This is a genomic window from Rhizobacter sp. Root1221, from assembly GCF_001425785.1.
In the GTDB taxonomy this organism is placed as follows: domain Bacteria; phylum Pseudomonadota; class Gammaproteobacteria; order Burkholderiales; family Burkholderiaceae_C; genus Rhizobacter.
In genome coordinates this window covers 140,663-156,597 of the sequence record NZ_LMDI01000012.1, presented here as the reverse complement: position 1 = coordinate 156,597, position 15,935 = coordinate 140,663, and the positions used below count along the sequence as shown (strand labels likewise).

Sequence of the window (15,935 nt, the reverse complement as noted above, 5' to 3'; positions counted from 1 at the left end):
GTGGCATGCATGCACTTGAATGCAGCAGGCTGGGTACTGGACATCGGAATCCCTTGTTGAACTGAGGAGTTCAATGTAGGCGCGCATGGTGCCAATTTCCGGCACCATTGAGCGACGCGCACGCATGCCTCTTTCGCGTAGTGGGCGTGCGGCGAGGTATCGAAGGCCCCGTCCCTTTCCAGCGGCGGAGCGGCCACCAGGTCGTGATGCCGGCGCACAGCAGTGGCGCGCCGCCGGCAAGGTCAAGGCCATCTGCACGTTCTGCACGCCCCTTCGATGGCTACTCCGGAGCGCATCGCGCGTCGGACGCGATGCACGCTGCCCCTTGACCGGGTTGCCGATGACAACGAAGAGGACAGGCCTGAGTCCAGCGGCGTGTCCGGTCATGGGCTATGGCTGTGATCACAGGTGGCTGAAGAAGGGGACGAGCTTGGCAATCGCCTGATCCACGTACTCAGGCCGGTCGTAGAGCGCAACGTGGGTGGCGCCTTCGATGACGACCAGCTCTTTCGGGCCTTTGGACAGCGCGTAAGCCTGCTCGCTGTAGACCTTGGTGTCGGCGATGCTCCCGGCGATCAGCAGCAGCGGCTGGGTCAGCAGGTCAGGAATGAGGTGGAAGACCGTGAAGGACAACATCTTGTCCAGGCTGGTCATCAGGAATCGGCCCTTGGAGTTGGGATGCTGGCCGCGCGGCGTCCGGTAGTAGTCGTAGGCTTCCCGCAGGAAGGTCGGCGTGTTGTCGTCGATGTCCTCCAGCTTCTCAGGAACGAACGGTGCGTAGAGGGGTTCAGCGCCCCTGGCTTCGGCCGTACGCTGCTGCGCCGCCGCTTGCAGCGTTCCGATCAAGGCAACCGCGGGGATGGGGTTGCCGAGGATGGTCCGGGCCGCCTCGCCCATCGGCGTGGCGCTGACGACGCCCACTGCTTTGAAGCGGCGCTCCGACTGGGCCACGGCGAGCGCGTAGCCGCCACCGGCGCAGATGCCGAAGACACCCATCCGCTCCACGTCGACGTAGGGAAGTGTCGAGAGAAAGTCGGCCGCGGCACGCGCATCTTCAACACGGGCCGACGGGTCTTCCAGCAGGCGGGGTTCGCCACCGCTCGCGCCCTGGTAGGAGGCGTCGAACACAACGACGACGAATCCACGGGCCGCCAGCTTCCCGGCATACAGGCCGATCGTCTGTTCCTTCACTCCGCCTGCCGGATGAATGCCGACGAGAGCCGGGTATTTTTTGTCTTCCCGGAAGTCATCCGGTAGGTGCAGGTGCCCAGAAAGCTGGATCGATCGGTTCGGGAACGAGACGGGCTTGACCATGGCGGTTCTCCTTTGCTGACGAAGGCGTGATCCGCATGGCAGGTGCGGGCGCGGTGAAACCACGCGATGCTAGAGTTGCCTCGAGTGCGCCGGTGGCGAAGAAATTTCCAACCAATGTCGCCTGCAGGTCGGCAATGAATCGCATGCAAGATTGGCTGGACGGCGTGGCGGTGTTCGTGGAAACGGTGGACGCCGGCGGCTTCGCACGCGCCGCAAAACGGTCGGCTTGACCCTGACCGTCGTCGCCAAGTCCGTTGCGCGTCTTGGGAGCCGTCTGTGCGAACACTTCGTTTGGCAGGCCATATGAGCCCGGGCGCCGTTACCGCACCGCGAACCGATGCGGGGCTCGCTGCCTGTCCCGCGTGATCCAGATCAGCATGAAGCCAGGCCCTGTGGCCAACAGCAACAGTCCCCAGGACAACGGCACGCCGGCGGCGACCAGCGCCACGGCCAGCAGCGCTACGGCCAGGACGGGCAGCACATAGAGAGGGCTGCGAGCCGCTCGTCGTGTCGTCTGACCACCCAACCACCAAAGGGCCAAGAAGAGGGCCGCGACCGTCGCTGAGCAGAGACTGATGGCATAGAGCGACGAGACGTGGCCGTGAGATGCGCTGTCGCCTGCTGCTGAGCCGTGGGCTTTCAGCGCATCGGCGGCCACTTCGAGAACGCCGCCCAGCACAACGAGCGCGGCGAACACGAAGGCATGCCCGTAGCCCCATAGATAGCCGCGCTCACGCCGCTGATGCAGCACCTGCGCGAACGGCACCAGGAAATAGGCCCACCACAACCCGAGGATGAGACCGACCGTGGCGATGGCAACAACGGCCAGTTCCAGATGCAAACCCTGCACGGCCAACACGCCCGACATGGCGTTCGCAGCGGCCACCATGCACTCGCCGAGCAGGATGATGGTGAAGAGTCCATACCGTTCCGTGACATGGTGGGCATGCCAGGGCGTGTCACCAGCGCGCGCTGCCCACACCGGCACCGACATCTCCAGCAGCGCCAGCGCACAGAAGGCGGGGAAGAGCCATTCCTGCGGCACCAGGACGACCCGCCCGACCCACAGCACTTGCACGAGCGTGATCCCGACGGCGTAGCGCCGGCAGGTGGATCGCCCCTCGGGATGCGCCAGGGAGGCTCGCCACCACTGCGCCACGAGGGCGGCCCGCATCAGGAAAAAACCCAACGCGCCCGCGAGTTCGGCGCCATGCGCCTGCGGAATGCCCGCCGCAATAAGGAGCACGCCAATCATCTGCACCAGCGTCGCCATGCGAAAGGGCACGTCATCCGTGTCATAGGCGCTGGCGAACCAGGTGTAGCTCATCCAGGGCCACCAGATCGCAAAGAAAGACTCGGCGAACTCGGCGCCGGCATGGGCGATGCCGTGCTCCAGCAAGCTGTGGTGCAGGCGCGTGGCGGCGGCGGCCACGGCCACGACGGCGGTGAGGTCGAACAGCGCTTCGAGGGGCGTCGAGGCCCGGTGCTGCTCATGAATGTCGCGGCCACCCATGTGGCGCCAGATGGCAAGTGACGGGGGCATCTCCACGGGCGCGTCGCCGGCTCCGGGCCGCGGCGATGGTTGATCGGGGCTCATCGCGGCCTCAACGAAAGGAACAAGGGCGTCGTCTCCAGCAACCGGCGCGACGCGATCATGGGCCGGGTGATGTCGACGCATTTCCTGAAATGAGCCGAGTCGAGGTGCCGGCGGCAGGCAGCTGCGTCCGCATAGATCTCGAAGAACCGCAGTTGGTGCGGCTGGTCCTTCAGTGCGGGCGCAGAGATGCTCAGCACGCCCGGCTCTAGCCGGATGGAGTCGTCGATCTCCTCCGACACCGCAGCCCGGTAGGCGGCCAGTTGCGCAGGGTCGATATCGAGCAGCGCGATGCGCACCAGCGGTGCGCCTGCCAGGCTGTCCTTCGCCCTAAGCCGCACAGGCAGGGTCTCGTGGACCTGGCGTCTCGTCACCATGCTGCTCAGCATGAACACACCGACACTGGCCAGGAAATCTCTTTTCTCATCGACACACGCTCCTGCCGCCAATTCTGTGGCGCGGCATCCTCTTGCGATACGCCGAAGCTGCTGAAAGCTTGCCTGATCCGCCCGACCGCAGCGCGCCCCTTACCAAGATCCCGCAGCATGCGCTGTTGCGGCCAGCCAGGGCCTGAGCCTCAATCGCCGACGGCGTCCGGCAACTCGGCGACCAACGCATCAATCGCCAGGCGCATGCGCAAGTGCATGTGCTGAGCGGCCGGCCACAGCGCGTGGCACGGCACCGAGGCGGGCGGATGCCGATCCAGCAAGGGCAATAGCTGGCCGGCGGCCAAGCGGTCGCGGACCAGCCATTCCGGCAACCAGGCCAGTCCCATGCCTGCCGCCGCCGCATCGGCCACCACGGCCAGGTCGTCGAAGCGCATCCGCGAACTCAGCGTCACCTCGGTCAGCTTGCCCTCGTCGTCGGGTAGCAGCCAGGGCTGAACATGGTCGGCGCGCCGGTACAGCAGCGCGTCATGTTCCGACAGGGCCGCGATGTCGGCCGGGTGCCCGCGTTGGGCAAGATAGGCAGGCGCTGCGCAAAGCACCTTCCTCTGGCTGGACAGGCGGCGCGCCCGCAACTGCTCGCCGGCAGCACCGATGGCGCCGTTGCGAACTACGAGATCGATGCGTTCGCCGATGACGTCCACCGGACGATCACTGAACAGCAGGTCCAGTTCCAGCTTGGGGTGCGCGCCTGCGAGCTTCACCAGTACGGGCGCCACACAGAGGCGGCCGAACAGCACCGGCATGGACACCCGCAAGCGGCCGCTGACCTCGTGCCGGCCCGATTCCAGCGACGCTTCTGCCAGGCGCAGTTCCTCCAGCGCCCGCAGGCAGCGCTCGTAGTAGAGCTGACCGTCGTCGGTCAGGCTCTGCACGCGTGTCGTTCGATGGAAGAGGCGCACCGCAAGGCGGGCCTCGACTCGCGCAATGGCCTTGGCCACTGCGGAGCGTGACAGGCCCAGGCGCTCGGCGGCGCGCGCAAAGCCACCGGCCTGCACCGTCTCGACAAACACCGTCACACCGTCAAGCCGATCCTGCATTTCCGCCCGATTGGCGCCCTCAAGGCGCCATTGATGAATGTTTATTTCTCCAATGGAGAATTTGGTTCAACTTTAGCATGGCGGCTGTTGTTCTTTGCTCATCTCAACGAGGAAACCGTGCTGATATCCATCGTCTATGACAGCGGCTACGGCCACACCGCCAAACAGGCAAAAGCTGTCGCTCAAGGCGTGCTCAAGGTGGCGGGCGCGCGGGTCGAACTGATTCCGCTGGCTGACGGGAAAACCCCATGGGAGACGCTCGAAACCAGTGACGCCATCGTTTTCGGCGCTCCCACTTACAACGGCGCGCCGAGCGCGCGCTTCAAGCAATTCTGCGAGGACTCGACCCGTCCCGCCTGGGTCGGCATGAAGTGGCGCGACAAGGTCGCTGCCGGTTTCACCAACTCCGGTGCGCAGAACGGCGACAAGCTGCACTCGCTGATCTCGATGGCGTTGTTCGGGGCCCAGCACGGGATGCTTTGGGTCGGCCTTGACCTGAAGCCTGGCAACGACAACAGCCACGGCAGCGTGCACGACCTCAACCGGCTGGGCAGTTGGCTGGGCGCGATGGCCCAGTCCAACGGCGACCAAGGCCCCGAGCAAGCGCCCATCCAGAGCGATCTCGATACCGCTGCCTACCTCGGCCAGCGCGTAGCGCGGACCGCCAGCCGCCTCAATCGCAACTGATCCCATCTTTCTGTTCACCCTGCACTTCAAGGAGCACTTACATGAAATTCCTCTGCCTCGACGTCCCGCAACCCGGCGCCACGATGGAGAAGTACCAGCCGCACATGGTGGACGAAGCGCGCCATTGCTGGCAGCTTTACAAGAGCGGTGTCGTGCGCGACATCTACTTCCGCCAGGATCGTCCCGGCGTGGCCGTCATCGCCGAAGCCGATTCGGTCGAAGCCGCCCAAAAGGCGCTGGGCGAGTTCCCGCTGGCCAAGGCCGGCCTCATCGGCTGGGAAGTCATCCCGCTCGGCGCGTTCGCGAACTGGGAACTGCTTTTCGCACCAGGCAACGCCTGAGTGTTCAGAGCGGCGGTTGCCAAAGCTTGCCTCTTTCCTCGGCACGCGGCTTGGCTTCCCCCACCCCTGCCTAACCACCAGAACCCACGACCATGACAAAGCAAGCCGCCCAAATCAAGCCCGTCCTTCTCGTCGTCACCAGTTGTGCCGTCAAGGGCGACACCGGCATCCCCACCGGCTTCAACCTGGCTGAACTGACTCACCCCATGGCCAAGCTGCAGGACGCAGGCATCCGCACGGAGATCGCCTCCATCCAGGGCGGCGAGCCGCCGCTCGACGGCCTGGAGGACATGAAGGATCCGGTCATCGTCCGCTATTGGGCCGATGCTGAATTCCGCCGCGCCCTGACCAATACGCTGTGCATCGATGACGTCGACCCCACCCGCTACTCGGCCGTCATGTTCGCGGGCGGCCACGGCACGATGTGGGACTTCCCCGACAGCGCCAGTGCGCAGAAGGTCATTCGCGAGATCGATGCCGCCGGTGGCATCGTCTCGGCCGTCTGCCACGGCCCGGCGGCGCTGGTTAATGCGCGTCGCACCGACGGCAGCCTGCTGGTCGCCGGCAAACGGCTCGCGGCCTTCACCAACGGCGAGGAAGAGGAAGTCCAAGCGGCCCACGTCGTGCCCTTCTTGCTGGCCACCCGGCTCAGCGAGCGTGGCGCCCTACACCAGGACTCCGCCAACTGGTCCGACAACGTCGTCGTCGATGGCCGCCTGATCACGGGCCAGAACCCGCAGTCCGCGTCCAGCCTTGGCCTCGCGCTTCGCAACGCACTGTTGGCCTGAGCAACGGCACGACGCCCCGAACCGCGGCTCGCCGGATGGACTTCAGGGAGCTTCGATGCCCAGACCAGCGACCTATTCGTCAAAGTTCTCGAACACCTCGAGGCATAGGCGTCGGCAGCTTCTCAAGGTTGGCGCAGCGCTGGTCAGTGCCTCTGCACCTTGGGGTCTCGAGGCCGCCGCGGCAACCCCGTCGTCGGGCAACGAATCGGCAACCCGGGCGAGATCGTCCGAAGTGCGCAGGAGCAAAGGCCCCATGAAACTGATCTGTGTCGAAGAACATGTGCTCGACCCGGGCATCGGTGCGGCCACTCAAGGCCTGGTGCGCAACGAGGCTCCCTACCTGGCCGACTGGGGCAGGCGGGTGGTCGATGGTGTGCGCGTCGCCGACGCGAGCCGCCCCCACGTCGTGGCGCCCAGCGAGTCGGCACGCAAGGCGCTCGACATGGGGGCGGCACGACTGGCCGACATGGATGGCGCAGGCATCGGCATGCAGGTGCTTTCCTACGGCGGCTTCCCGCAGTTGCTGCCGGCTGCCAAGTCCATCGAGTTGAACAAGGCCGCGAACGACAGGCTGGCGCAGGCGGCCATCGCGCATCCGCAGCGCTTCTCGGGCTTCGCGACGTTGCCCTGGCAGGCGCCCGAGGCAGCGGCCCGCGAGCTGGAACGGGCGGTGAAAGAACTGGGCCTCAAGGGCGCGCTCATCAACGGCCGACCTGGCGAGACCTTTCTCGATGACGCGCGCTACGCGCCCATCCTTGCCACGCTCAGCGACCTGAAGGTCCCGCTCTATGTCCACCCCGGCCTGCCCCTGCAGGCCGTGCGGGCACCGTACTACGGCGGCTTCGAGCGGGAACTCAGTGCGCGTCTGTCGATGTTCGCCTGGGGCTGGCACAACGAGGCCGGCATCCAGGTCGTGCGCATGCTGCTGGCTGGTGTGTTTGACCGCCATCCCGGGCTGCAGGTCATCAGCGGTCACTGGGGCGAGATGGTGCCTTTCTATCTGCAGAGGCTCGAGGACGCCATCCCGCAGGAGGCCTCGGGCCTGAAGCGCCCCGTCGTGCAGACCTACCGCGAGCACGTGTATGTCTCGCCCAGCGGCATGCTGACCCTGCCGCACTTCCAATTCATCCACGCCGTGATGGGGGCGGAGCGCATCCTGTATTCCATCGACTATCCGTATCAGAGCCTGGACGGTGCGCGCGCCTTCATCGACAGCCTCCCCGTCAGCGACGCAGACCGCGCGCTCATCGCTCACGGCAATGCCGAGCGCCTGCTCGGGCTGTAAACGCGTCACCGGCGCAACAACCTCCTGCAAACAACCCATGAACGTGCTCGGCTACGCAGCCCATTCCGCCACGGCGCCGCTGGCGCCCTTCGTCTTCGAGCGCCGCGAGCCCCGGCCTGACGACGTCGACATCGACATCCTCTACTGCGGCGTCTGCCACACCGATCTCCACCTGGTGCGCAACCACCGCGGCTTCACCAGCTACCCCCTCGTGCCTGGGCACGAGATCATCGGCCGGGTCCGCAGCGTGGGCGCCAGCGTGACCCGATTCAAGCCAGGCGACACCGTGGGCGTGGGTTGCATGGTGGATTCCTGCCGCCACTGCAGACCCTGCACCACCGGCCATGAGCAGCACTGCGACCACGGCCCCACCTTCACCTACGGCAGCACGGACCGCCACGACGGCACCCGCACCTTCGGCGGTTACTCGAAGCGCATCACGGTCTCCGACCGATTCGTGCTCCAGGTGCCCGATGGCCTGGACCTGGCCGGCGCCGCTCCGCTACTGTGCGCCGGCATCACGACCTGGTCGCCGCTGCGACGCTGGAACGTCGGCCCCGGCAGCCGCGTCGGCGTCGTTGGCCTGGGTGGCCTGGGCCACATGGCCCTGAAGCTCGCCAGCGCCATGGGCGCCGATGTGACGCTGTTCACCCGCTCGCCCGGCAAGTCCGAGGACGCGCGCCGCTTGGGCGCCGACCACATCGTGCTGTCGACCGACCCGGCCGAGATGGCCGCGCTGTCTGGCCGGTTCGATCTCATCATCGACACGGTGCCCTATGCCCACTCGGTTGCACCCTATCTGCCGACGCTTCGCTTCGACGGCGCCCATGTGCTCGTCGGCTACATGGGGCCGCTGGATGAGACCCTTGACACCTCGCCCCTCGTCTACGGCCGCCGGGCGCTGGCCGGCTCGTTCATCGGCGGCATTGCCGAGACGCAGGAGATGCTGGATTTCTGCGCCACCCATGGCGTCACCTCGGACGTGGAGGTGATCCCCATCCAGCAGATCGATGTGGCCTACGACCGCATGCTCAGAAGCGACGTGAAGTACCGCTTCGTCATCGACATGGCGACGCTGCGCGCCTGACATTCCTGGAGGCCTCATGCCCACACTCGATATCAACGGCAAAGCCACGCGCGTCGACGCGGCTGCCGACACCCCGCTGCTTTGGGCGCTGCGCGACACGCTGCAGCTGACCGGCACCAAGTTCGGTTGCGGCATGGCTCTGTGTGGCGCCTGCACCGTGCATGTCGACGGCGAGCCGACGCGCTCCTGCGTGACGCCGATCTCGGCGGTGCGCGGCAAGAAGGTCGTCACCATCGAGGCCGTCGGCGCCGACCGCGTCGGCCAGGCCGTGCAGGCCGCCTGGTTGCGGCTGGACGTCGTGCAGTGCGGCTACTGCCAGTCCGGCCAGATCATGAGCGCGGTGGCGTTGCTCAGGCGCAAGCGCCTCCCAACCGATGCCGACATCGACGAGGCGATGGGCGGCAACATCTGCCGCTGTGCGACCTATGTCCGCATCCGCGCGGCCATCCACGAAGCAGCACGGTCGCTGGCCTGAGGAGAGTCGCCATGACCCAAACGATCACGATCATCAACGAAAGCCGTCGCCACTTCTTGCAGGGCACCGGGGCGCTGACGCTGGCGGTCTACCTGCCGCGCAGCGCTGCGGCGCCGGCTGCGCCTGGCACGCCTGTGGTGTTCGAACCCAATGCATTCGTCCGCGTGGCCGCCGATGACAGCGTTACCGTCATCTCCAAGCACTTGGAGATGGGCCAGGGCACCTACACGGGCCTTGCCACCATCGTGGCCGAAGAACTCGACGCGGCCTGGTCGCAAGTGCGGGTGGAGGCCGCGCCTGCAGACGCTCGGCGCTACAACAACCTGCGCATGGGACCGATGCAAGGCACCGGTGGCAGCACGGCCATGGCCAACTCCTGGGAGCAGCTGCGCCGTGCCGGCGCCTCGGCGCGCGCCATGCTCGTGTCAGCCGCCGCGCAGCAGTGGCAGGTGTCGCCCGCGGAGATCTCTGTCAGCCAGGGCGTCGTCTCGCATGCGCCCACACAGCGGCAGGCCCGCTTCGGCCAGCTCGCAGCAGCGGCCGCGGCACAGCCCGTGCCGGCCGACGTGAAGCTGAAGGCGCCGCAGGACTTCCGGTTGATCGGCAAGCATGCCCCGCGCAAGGACTCGCTGGCCAAGACCAACGGCAGCGCGCGCTTCACGCAGGACGTCCACCTGCCCGGCATGCTGACGGCGGTGGTGGCCCATTCGCCCCGCTTCGGCGGCAAGGTCAAGTCCTTCGACCCGCGCAAGGCGCTGGCGGTCAAGGGCGTGGTCGAGGTGGTGCAGATCCCCACAGGCGTGGCGGTCGTGGCCAAGGACACCTGGACCGCCAAAAAGGGACGCGATGCGCTTCAGGTCATCTGGGACGACAGTGCGGCCTTCAAGCTCGGCTCGGAGCAGATCTTCCAGCGTTACCACGAACTGGCCCAGAAGCCCGGCGCAGTTGCCCGCCAGGACGGCGCGCCCGACCACGCTTTTGCAGCTCCTGCACGCGTGCTGAAGGCAGCCTATGACTTCCCCTATCTGGCGCACGCCACCATGGAGCCGATGAACTGTGTCGTGCGCCTGGGCGCCGACGGCTGCGAGATATGGAACGGCGAGCAGTCGCAGACGGCTGACCAGATGAGTGTGGCCACACTGCTGGGCCTCAAGCCCGAGCAGGTCAGCATCAACATGCTCTTCGCTGGCGGCAGCTTCGGCCGCCGTGCGAGCACCGCGTCCGACTATGTGCTGGAGGCCGTCCACATCGCCAAGGCCCTGCGCAGGCCGGCGCCGGTCAAGTTGGTGTGGCTGCGCGAAGACGACATGCGTGGCGGCTACTACCGCCCGGCCTTCCACCACGCGCTGGAGGCGGCGATCGACGCGCAGGGCCAGTTGACGGGCTGGCGGCACCGGCTGGTCGGTCAATCCATCCTCGCGGGCACGCCGTTCGCCATGAGGGTCAGGAACGGTGTGGACCCGGTGTCCGTCGAAGGCGCGGCCACGCTTCCCTACGCGATCGCCAACCTGCACGTCGACCTGCACACTCCCACCGACGTCCCGGTACCGGTGTTGTGGTGGCGCTCAGTTGGCTCCACGCACACGGCCTATTCCACCGAGACCTTCATTGACGAAGTCGCCACTGCAACCTCGCAGGACCCGGTCGCCTTCCGGCTGCCGCTGCTGGCCAAGCACCCCCGACATGCCGGCGTGCTCAAGCTCGCTGCAGAGAAGGCTGGCTGGGACAAGCCGCTAGCCGCCGGCGGACCCGGCGACAGGCGTGGCCGCGGCGTGGCCGTGCATGAGGCCTTCGGCTCCTTCGTCGCCCATGTGGCCGAGGTCACGGTCAAACCCGACGGCAGCCTGAAGGTCGACCGCATCGTCAGCGCGGTTGATTGCGGCATCGCGATCAACCCTGACAACGTACGCGCCCAGGTCGAGGGCTCCGTCGGCTTCGCGCTGTCCGCGGCGCTGCACGGCGAGATCACCCTGAAGGACGGCGCCGTGGAGCAGTCCAACTTTCACGACTACGCGCCGATCCGCATCAACGAGATGCCGCGTGTCGAAGTGCATCTGTTGGCCTCCGCCGAGGCGCCCAGCGGCATGGGCGAACCCGCCGTGCCGCCGGTGGCGCCGGCCGTGGCCAATGCCATTGCCGCAGCTACCGGCAAGCGACTGCGACGCCTGCCGTTCGACACGGAGCTGCTGAAATCCTGAGCTGCCGCCCGCCGGTTTGGCCAGTGGGCAGTGACCAGCGCGAAATGTTCCCGGGCAGCATGAGTTTCATTGCGTGCCTCATTGCAGGAGCGCACGACCAGCCCTTCGCCAGATCGCTATGATCGATTCCACCTGCCAGCCTTCACTGGCCCGAGCGCGACTTCGCCCTTGCAGGCTGCCAGGCGGTCAAGGTCCGCCGAGGTAGAACCGAATCCAGATACCTGAAAAATGATTCACGCCGCTGCCGACATCCTCGCCTTGCTCAAGCGCGTCTATGCAACTGGCAACAGCTACTTCGACGAGCAGCGCAACTACTGCCATCGCATTCCTGACACCTTCACGGCGGCCGAGCGCCAGGCACTGGCCGATGCCGGCTTGTTGCCGAACACGTTCGTCTCGATGCCGCATGACGAGGCCATCGCCCGGCTGCAATCGGCTGCTGCTGCAGTCGACCTGCAGCGCGCGGCCGGGGCATTCGTGGCGTCGCTCGGCTCGGCCGGGCTGCAATGGCTGACCGTGCTGCCGGCCACGGCGCTCGGCCTGGCCATGCCGGCGCACACCGCGCTACCGATGTCGAGCCATGCCACGGGCATCACATGCCGCATCTGCTTTCACAGCGACGGCAGCGAGGATCGCACGATGCGATCGTATTTCCGGCAGCTGCAGGGCGCGGGTTGGGGTTCCAGCGAAGGGCCGCTGGCCGGCGTGCTCGCACTTGAAGATTCGCTGGGCAGCGATTCGGCGGCCTGGCCCCAGCCCACCGATCGCGACATCTGGGTGTTTCACCAAGTACTGGACCTGCTGCGCGGGTTGCCACCCGATGCGCGTTACAGCAAGGCCCGCAGCGCGCTCAAGGACGCGAAACTGCTGGCCAGCAACAATCAGTACCGCTGTGAAACGCTGCTCGAAGCGCTGGCACTCATCGGCGTGATGGCGACAGCAGAACGCCCTGGCATGTTCACGCAGTTCACGAGTGCCGTGGATCGCGACCAGAGGCCCAACACGCGGGTGGAAGTGCCCGGACCGCTGGCTTGGTGGCGCAGCAGCGACGGATTGAACGAAGCCTTGGTCACGCGGCTTTTCGGTCACCTGCGGCGCCCGGCAAGCGAACCGGTGGCGCTGAAAGCCGTGAAGGCAGCTCGCCCCAAGACGGCTGCACCACCCGCCCGGCCCAAGGCTGTGGGCGGGCCGGTGGCTGCGGGTGATGTGTATGCGGTGCGCTACCGGGAAGATCTGTGGGGCGCGGCGTACTGCCACGAGGTGTGCACCGACGCACGAGGTATCACGCGCGGTCGGATGGAATACCTCGACATCGTTTCGCCAACGCCGCCCACGGCAGAGCAGGTGCAGCGCCTGAACTTTCGTGATCGAACAGACGGCAAGCGCTGGGAAGGGTGGTTCGCCGGGCTGGACAAGACGCCCGGCGTGAAGCGCATCGCCGCACAGGTGGCGGCGCCGGCCCATGACCAACCCGTGCCCGAACGCATTCCGTTCGGACAAGCCAAGGAACTCACACACCTGGCAAGTTGGAACTTCCCGGAGTTGCAGGAAAAGGGGTTCGGCTGAACGGTTTTGGCCCCGTCACCCCCCGTTCACCAGGAATAACCCGTCCACCGGCTTGCGCATCCATGTCGCAATGTCCACGCCCAACGCGTGAATCACCGCCCCCATGGCGCTGCATTCGGTTGTCTCCGCCGTGATATCGGAAGACGGCGTGTGCATCTGGCGCGTGCCTGTGAATTGCGCTGCTGGCAGGCCCGGTCGTTCGAGCACCACATGGATGACCACGATCGTGGGGCCGCCCGCGCTGACGGTCACGATGTCCATGATGTCGATCTTCAGCAAAGGGGCGGCATCCCTACCGGTACCCAACACGGGGAGCACGAATTCATACTGCGCTGCCAGCTGATCTTGTACCGCCTGACGCAACGGGTCCGGCACGCCGCACGCGTCATCGGATTCAGACATCTGACGGCCCTGGTAACGTCCGTACCCCACTGGTGGCAGTATCAGCGTGTTGTAGGCAGCAGGTGCGGGTGGCATTCGCTCGGGCGGCTTGGGATCGTGCGACCCGCAAGCAGCCAGGAGTGAACTCACCGCCATCGCGATGCAGGCATTGCGCATGGATTGTCTTGCTGTCATTGATGGATGGGAGCGTCGTGAAGAATTCGACGAGTGTCCACCGTTACGCTGACATGAGGCTTGGCAAAGCCAATGCTGCCAATGGACAGCGTTCTCATCTCCTGTAGAAGTCCCGATGCAGCGCGTCTTCGATCTCGATCGGCCGGGTCTGCTCGCCCTCGATCCGATTGGTGCAGGCGATCGATGGCGGGCACCGCCCGCCACCAGGCCGGTCACTGGTTGCCAATGATGGCGAACAGGTCTCCGCGCACCGCGGGGTCGGCCATGTACTTGCCGTACAGCGGTGACATCTTGCGCACGTAGGGCGAGAAGTCCTTGACCGTGGTGAACTGGACGCCGTCCTTCGCGACGGCGGCCCGAGCCGAGACCACGCGCTTCTCCCACAGGTCACGCATGAGCCGGGCCGACTTCGCGCCCGCCTCCTTGAAGAGGGCCTTCTCGCGGTCGTCCAGGCTGTTCCAGAGTTTCGTGGACACCACCAGCAGCTCGGGCGAGATCACGTGGTTGTCGAGCAGCATGAACTTGGCCTGCTTGTAGTGGCCGGTCGCCTCGAACGACGGCACGTTGCCTTCGGCGCAGTCGATCTTGCCCTGCTGGAAGCCGTCGAGCACGTCCTTGTACGGAAGCACCACCGGCGTGGCGCCCAGCAGCTTCACCATCTCGGTGTACACCTCGGACTGCGGCACCCGCACGCGCAGCCCCACCATGTCTTCCGGCTTGGCCGGCGCCTTGCCGGCGCAATAGAACGAGCGCGCGCCGCCGTTGTACCAGCCCAGCACCACGAAGCCCGAGGCCTTGAGCTGCTCGGCCAGGCGGTCGCCGATCTTCCCGTCGAGGTACCGGAACATGTGCGCGGCATCGAGGAACAGGAAGGGCAGGTTGAACGCCTTCAGGCCGGGCGCGAACTCCGACAGCTGCCCGGAGTTGAACTCGGCGACCTCGATCTCTCCGGACTTCAGCATGGCGATGGCCTTGACCTGGTCGCCGAGCACCGCGTTCGAGAACACCTGGATCTTGTACTTGCCGCGGGTGGCGGTGTCGACGTCCTGGGCGAAACTTTTCAGCGCCTCGGTGACGGGGTAGCCCTCGGGATGGGTGTTCCAGGCGCGCAACGCCGACTGGGGCCACGCGGCCGCCGCCCCCAACCCGCACGCCAACGCCACCAGCAGGCGGCGCAGCTTCGTCTGTTTGTTCATGGGTACCGCCTTGATCAGATATCCTACAACGAGCGGCAATGGTTCGTGTCCACCGGATGCGGGTCAAGAGCCCGCCCCCGACATCCCGGCACGGAACGTGCAGAAATGCCACATGGAAGGCATACGTGGTTCCGCTGACACGGGAATACGACGATTGACCGGTCCGGGCCGTTGGAAAATGCTTCGCACAAGTTGTCAGACGACTGACAACGAATCCGAAGGATTTCCGTGCGCAGTACTCTCCATTCCATGTCCCGCGGCTCCCTGCTGGCCGCCTTGTTCGCGCTGGGCAGCCTGCCCGCCACCGCCGCCACGATGGTCTACGTGGCCAATGCCGACAGCCAGGAGGTGTCGGTTCTCCAACTCGACCACCAGTCGGGTCAGCTCACCTCCATCGAGACGGTGGCCGTGGGCGGCACGGTCATGCCCCTGGCCGTCAGCCCCGACAAGCGCTTCCTCTATGCCGCGCTGCGCTCCCAGCCGTTCCGCGTGGTCAGTTTCGCGATCGATGCCACCTCGGGCAAGTTGAAGAAGCTGGGCGAAGCCCCGCTCGCCGACAGCATGGCCAACATCGACGTGGACCACTCGGGCCGCTGGCTGTTCGCCGCGTCGTACCCGGGCCACAAGATCACGGTCAACAGCATCGACGACAAAGGTGCGGCCGGCGCCATCCAGCAGCTGATACCGACCGCGCCGAACGCCCACGCGATCCACGCCAACGCCAGCAACCAGTTCGTGGTCGCGACCAGCCTCGGAGGCGACAACCTGTCGGTGTGGCGCTTCGATGCCGCCAAGGGGCAGCTCAGCGCCAACGACCCTGCCGTAGTCAAGACCGTGCCGAAGTCGGGCGCGCGGCACTTCGTGTGGGACAAGGCCCAGAAGCACCTGTACCTGCTCAACGAGCTCGATGCCTCCCTCGACGTGTTCGCGTGGGACTCGGCCAGCGGCGCCATGCGCCACCTGCAGCGGACCACCACGCTGCCGGCCGGGTTCACCGGCAAACCCTGGGCCGCGGACATGCACCTGAGCCCCGATGGCCGGTTCCTCTACGCGTCCGAGCGGACGTCCAGCACGCTCGCCACCTTCCGCGTGGACAGCGTCAGTGGCATCCTGGAACCTGCCGGGCATACCCCCACCGAAAAGACACCGCGCGGCTTTGCCATCGACCCATCGGGGCGCTTCCTTGTCGCGGCGGGGCAGGAATCGCATTCGGTGTCGCTGTACCCCATCGATCCGGCCACCGGGGCCCTCGGCGAGGCACGCCGCCTGCCCGTGGGCAAGAACCCGAACTGGGTCGAGATCGTCGACCTGCCTTGAAGCCATCCATCATTCCGAGGAGCCC

General features: G+C 66.3%; 15 protein-coding genes and 1 pseudogene. 9 read left to right on the top strand and 7 right to left on the bottom strand.

The genetic code is table 11. The features are described from left to right. Window positions 1-157: 157 nt before the first annotated feature. The 5 genes and pseudogenes from ASC87_RS33710 to ASC87_RS10510 all read right to left on the bottom strand — a co-directional run. A pseudogene (locus tag ASC87_RS33710) lies at window positions 158-253 on the bottom strand (NAD(P)-dependent alcohol dehydrogenase); the annotation flags it as partial. Window positions 254-402: 149 nt separating this feature from the next. Further along, window positions 403-1,314 (bottom strand): alpha/beta hydrolase, encoded by a 912-nt coding sequence (locus tag ASC87_RS10525; protein WP_056660651.1) that lies wholly within the window; start codon window positions 1,312-1,314, stop codon window positions 403-405. A gap of 319 nt (window positions 1,315-1,633) precedes the next feature. Beyond that, window positions 1,634-2,911, bottom strand: a complete 1,278-nt coding sequence (locus tag ASC87_RS10520; protein ID WP_056660648.1) for a low temperature requirement protein A — start codon at window positions 2,909-2,911, stop codon at window positions 1,634-1,636. Then, window positions 2,908-3,297 (bottom strand): putative quinol monooxygenase, encoded by a 390-nt coding sequence (locus tag ASC87_RS10515; RefSeq protein ID WP_157603958.1) that lies wholly within the window; start codon window positions 3,295-3,297, stop codon window positions 2,908-2,910. Before ASC87_RS10515 ends, ASC87_RS10520 begins: the two co-directional genes overlap by 4 nt. A gap of 188 nt (window positions 3,298-3,485) precedes the next feature. Beyond that, window positions 3,486-4,394: a LysR family transcriptional regulator gene (locus tag ASC87_RS10510; protein WP_056660647.1), complete on the bottom strand. Its 909-nt coding sequence runs from the start codon at window positions 4,392-4,394 to the stop codon at window positions 3,486-3,488. A 117-nt stretch (window positions 4,395-4,511) separates the two neighbouring features. Between ASC87_RS10510 and ASC87_RS10505 the strand changes: the two genes are divergently transcribed. The 8 genes from ASC87_RS10505 to ASC87_RS10470 all read left to right on the top strand — a co-directional run bounded on the left by ASC87_RS10505 (window position 4,512) and on the right by ASC87_RS10470 (window position 12,821). Then, a complete protein-coding gene (locus ASC87_RS10505; protein ID WP_056661222.1) occupies window positions 4,512-5,081 on the top strand; it encodes a flavodoxin family protein in 570 nt (189 codons plus the stop codon). Window positions 5,082-5,122: 41 nt separating this feature from the next. Then, entirely contained in the window at window positions 5,123-5,422 is a 300-nt protein-coding gene (locus ASC87_RS10500; RefSeq protein WP_056660646.1) for a hypothetical protein, read from the top strand. A gap of 92 nt (window positions 5,423-5,514) precedes the next feature. Further along, window positions 5,515-6,210: a type 1 glutamine amidotransferase domain-containing protein gene (locus ASC87_RS10495; protein ID WP_056660643.1), complete on the top strand. Its 696-nt coding sequence runs from the start codon at window positions 5,515-5,517 to the stop codon at window positions 6,208-6,210. A 253-nt stretch (window positions 6,211-6,463) separates the two neighbouring features. After that, window positions 6,464-7,495: an amidohydrolase family protein gene (locus ASC87_RS10490; RefSeq protein ID WP_056660641.1), complete on the top strand. Its 1,032-nt coding sequence runs from the start codon at window positions 6,464-6,466 to the stop codon at window positions 7,493-7,495. Window positions 7,496-7,532: 37 nt separating this feature from the next. Beyond that, window positions 7,533-8,582, top strand: a complete 1,050-nt coding sequence (locus tag ASC87_RS10485) for an NAD(P)-dependent alcohol dehydrogenase (protein ID WP_056660638.1) — start codon at window positions 7,533-7,535, stop codon at window positions 8,580-8,582. A 16-nt stretch (window positions 8,583-8,598) separates the two neighbouring features. Then, window positions 8,599-9,057, top strand: coding sequence for a (2Fe-2S)-binding protein (locus tag ASC87_RS10480; protein ID WP_056660634.1), 459 nt, complete (start codon window positions 8,599-8,601; stop codon window positions 9,055-9,057). An 11-nt stretch (window positions 9,058-9,068) separates the two neighbouring features. After that, window positions 9,069-11,255, top strand: coding sequence for a xanthine dehydrogenase family protein molybdopterin-binding subunit (locus ASC87_RS10475; RefSeq protein WP_056660631.1), 2,187 nt, complete (start codon window positions 9,069-9,071; stop codon window positions 11,253-11,255). Between the two features lie 228 nt (window positions 11,256-11,483). Further along, complete coding sequence (locus ASC87_RS10470) at window positions 11,484-12,821, top strand: hypothetical protein (protein WP_056660628.1); 1,338 nt, start codon at window positions 11,484-11,486, stop codon at window positions 12,819-12,821. A gap of 15 nt (window positions 12,822-12,836) precedes the next feature. On the opposite strand, the gene ASC87_RS10465 is transcribed toward ASC87_RS10470, so the two are convergent. Continuing rightward, complete coding sequence (locus ASC87_RS10465) at window positions 12,837-13,379, bottom strand: hypothetical protein (RefSeq protein WP_157603957.1); 543 nt, start codon at window positions 13,377-13,379, stop codon at window positions 12,837-12,839. Window positions 13,380-13,609: 230 nt separating this feature from the next. Further along, window positions 13,610-14,593 (bottom strand): TRAP transporter substrate-binding protein, encoded by a 984-nt coding sequence (locus ASC87_RS10460; protein WP_157603956.1) that lies wholly within the window; start codon window positions 14,591-14,593, stop codon window positions 13,610-13,612. 249 nt (window positions 14,594-14,842) lie between these two features. On the opposite strand from ASC87_RS10460, the gene ASC87_RS10455 reads away from it, so the two are divergent. Next, a complete protein-coding gene (locus ASC87_RS10455; protein WP_056660620.1) occupies window positions 14,843-15,910 on the top strand; it encodes a lactonase family protein in 1,068 nt (355 codons plus the stop codon). Window positions 15,911-15,935 lie beyond the last annotated feature (25 nt).

Bases quoted from the DNA above. Each gene is read 5' to 3' on its own strand.
- ASC87_RS10485 (WP_056660638.1), top strand. From the start codon at position 7,533: ATGAACGTGCTCGGCTACGCAGCCCATTCCGCCACGGCGCCGCTGGCG.
- ASC87_RS10520 (WP_056660648.1), bottom strand. From the start codon at position 2,911: ATGAGCCCCGATCAACCATCGCCGCGGCCCGGAGCCGGCGACGCGCCC.
- ASC87_RS10500 (WP_056660646.1), top strand. From the start codon at position 5,123: ATGAAATTCCTCTGCCTCGACGTCCCGCAACCCGGCGCCACGATGGAG.
- ASC87_RS10465 (WP_157603957.1), bottom strand. From the start codon at position 13,379: ATGCGCAATGCCTGCATCGCGATGGCGGTGAGTTCACTCCTGGCTGCT.
- ASC87_RS10515 (WP_157603958.1), bottom strand. From the start codon at position 3,297: ATGCTGAGCAGCATGGTGACGAGACGCCAGGTCCACGAGACCCTGCCT.
- ASC87_RS10525 (WP_056660651.1), bottom strand. From the start codon at position 1,314: ATGGTCAAGCCCGTCTCGTTCCCGAACCGATCGATCCAGCTTTCTGGG.
- ASC87_RS10455 (WP_056660620.1), top strand. From the start codon at position 14,843: ATGTCCCGCGGCTCCCTGCTGGCCGCCTTGTTCGCGCTGGGCAGCCTG.
- ASC87_RS10490 (WP_056660641.1), top strand. From the start codon at position 6,464: ATGAAACTGATCTGTGTCGAAGAACATGTGCTCGACCCGGGCATCGGT.
- ASC87_RS10510 (WP_056660647.1), bottom strand. From the start codon at position 4,394: ATGCAGGATCGGCTTGACGGTGTGACGGTGTTTGTCGAGACGGTGCAG.
- ASC87_RS10480 (WP_056660634.1), top strand. From the start codon at position 8,599: ATGCCCACACTCGATATCAACGGCAAAGCCACGCGCGTCGACGCGGCT.
- ASC87_RS10470 (WP_056660628.1), top strand. From the start codon at position 11,484: ATGATTCACGCCGCTGCCGACATCCTCGCCTTGCTCAAGCGCGTCTAT.
- ASC87_RS10475 (WP_056660631.1), top strand. From the start codon at position 9,069: ATGACCCAAACGATCACGATCATCAACGAAAGCCGTCGCCACTTCTTG.
- ASC87_RS10495 (WP_056660643.1), top strand. From the start codon at position 5,515: ATGACAAAGCAAGCCGCCCAAATCAAGCCCGTCCTTCTCGTCGTCACC.
- ASC87_RS10460 (WP_157603956.1), bottom strand. From the start codon at position 14,593: ATGAACAAACAGACGAAGCTGCGCCGCCTGCTGGTGGCGTTGGCGTGC.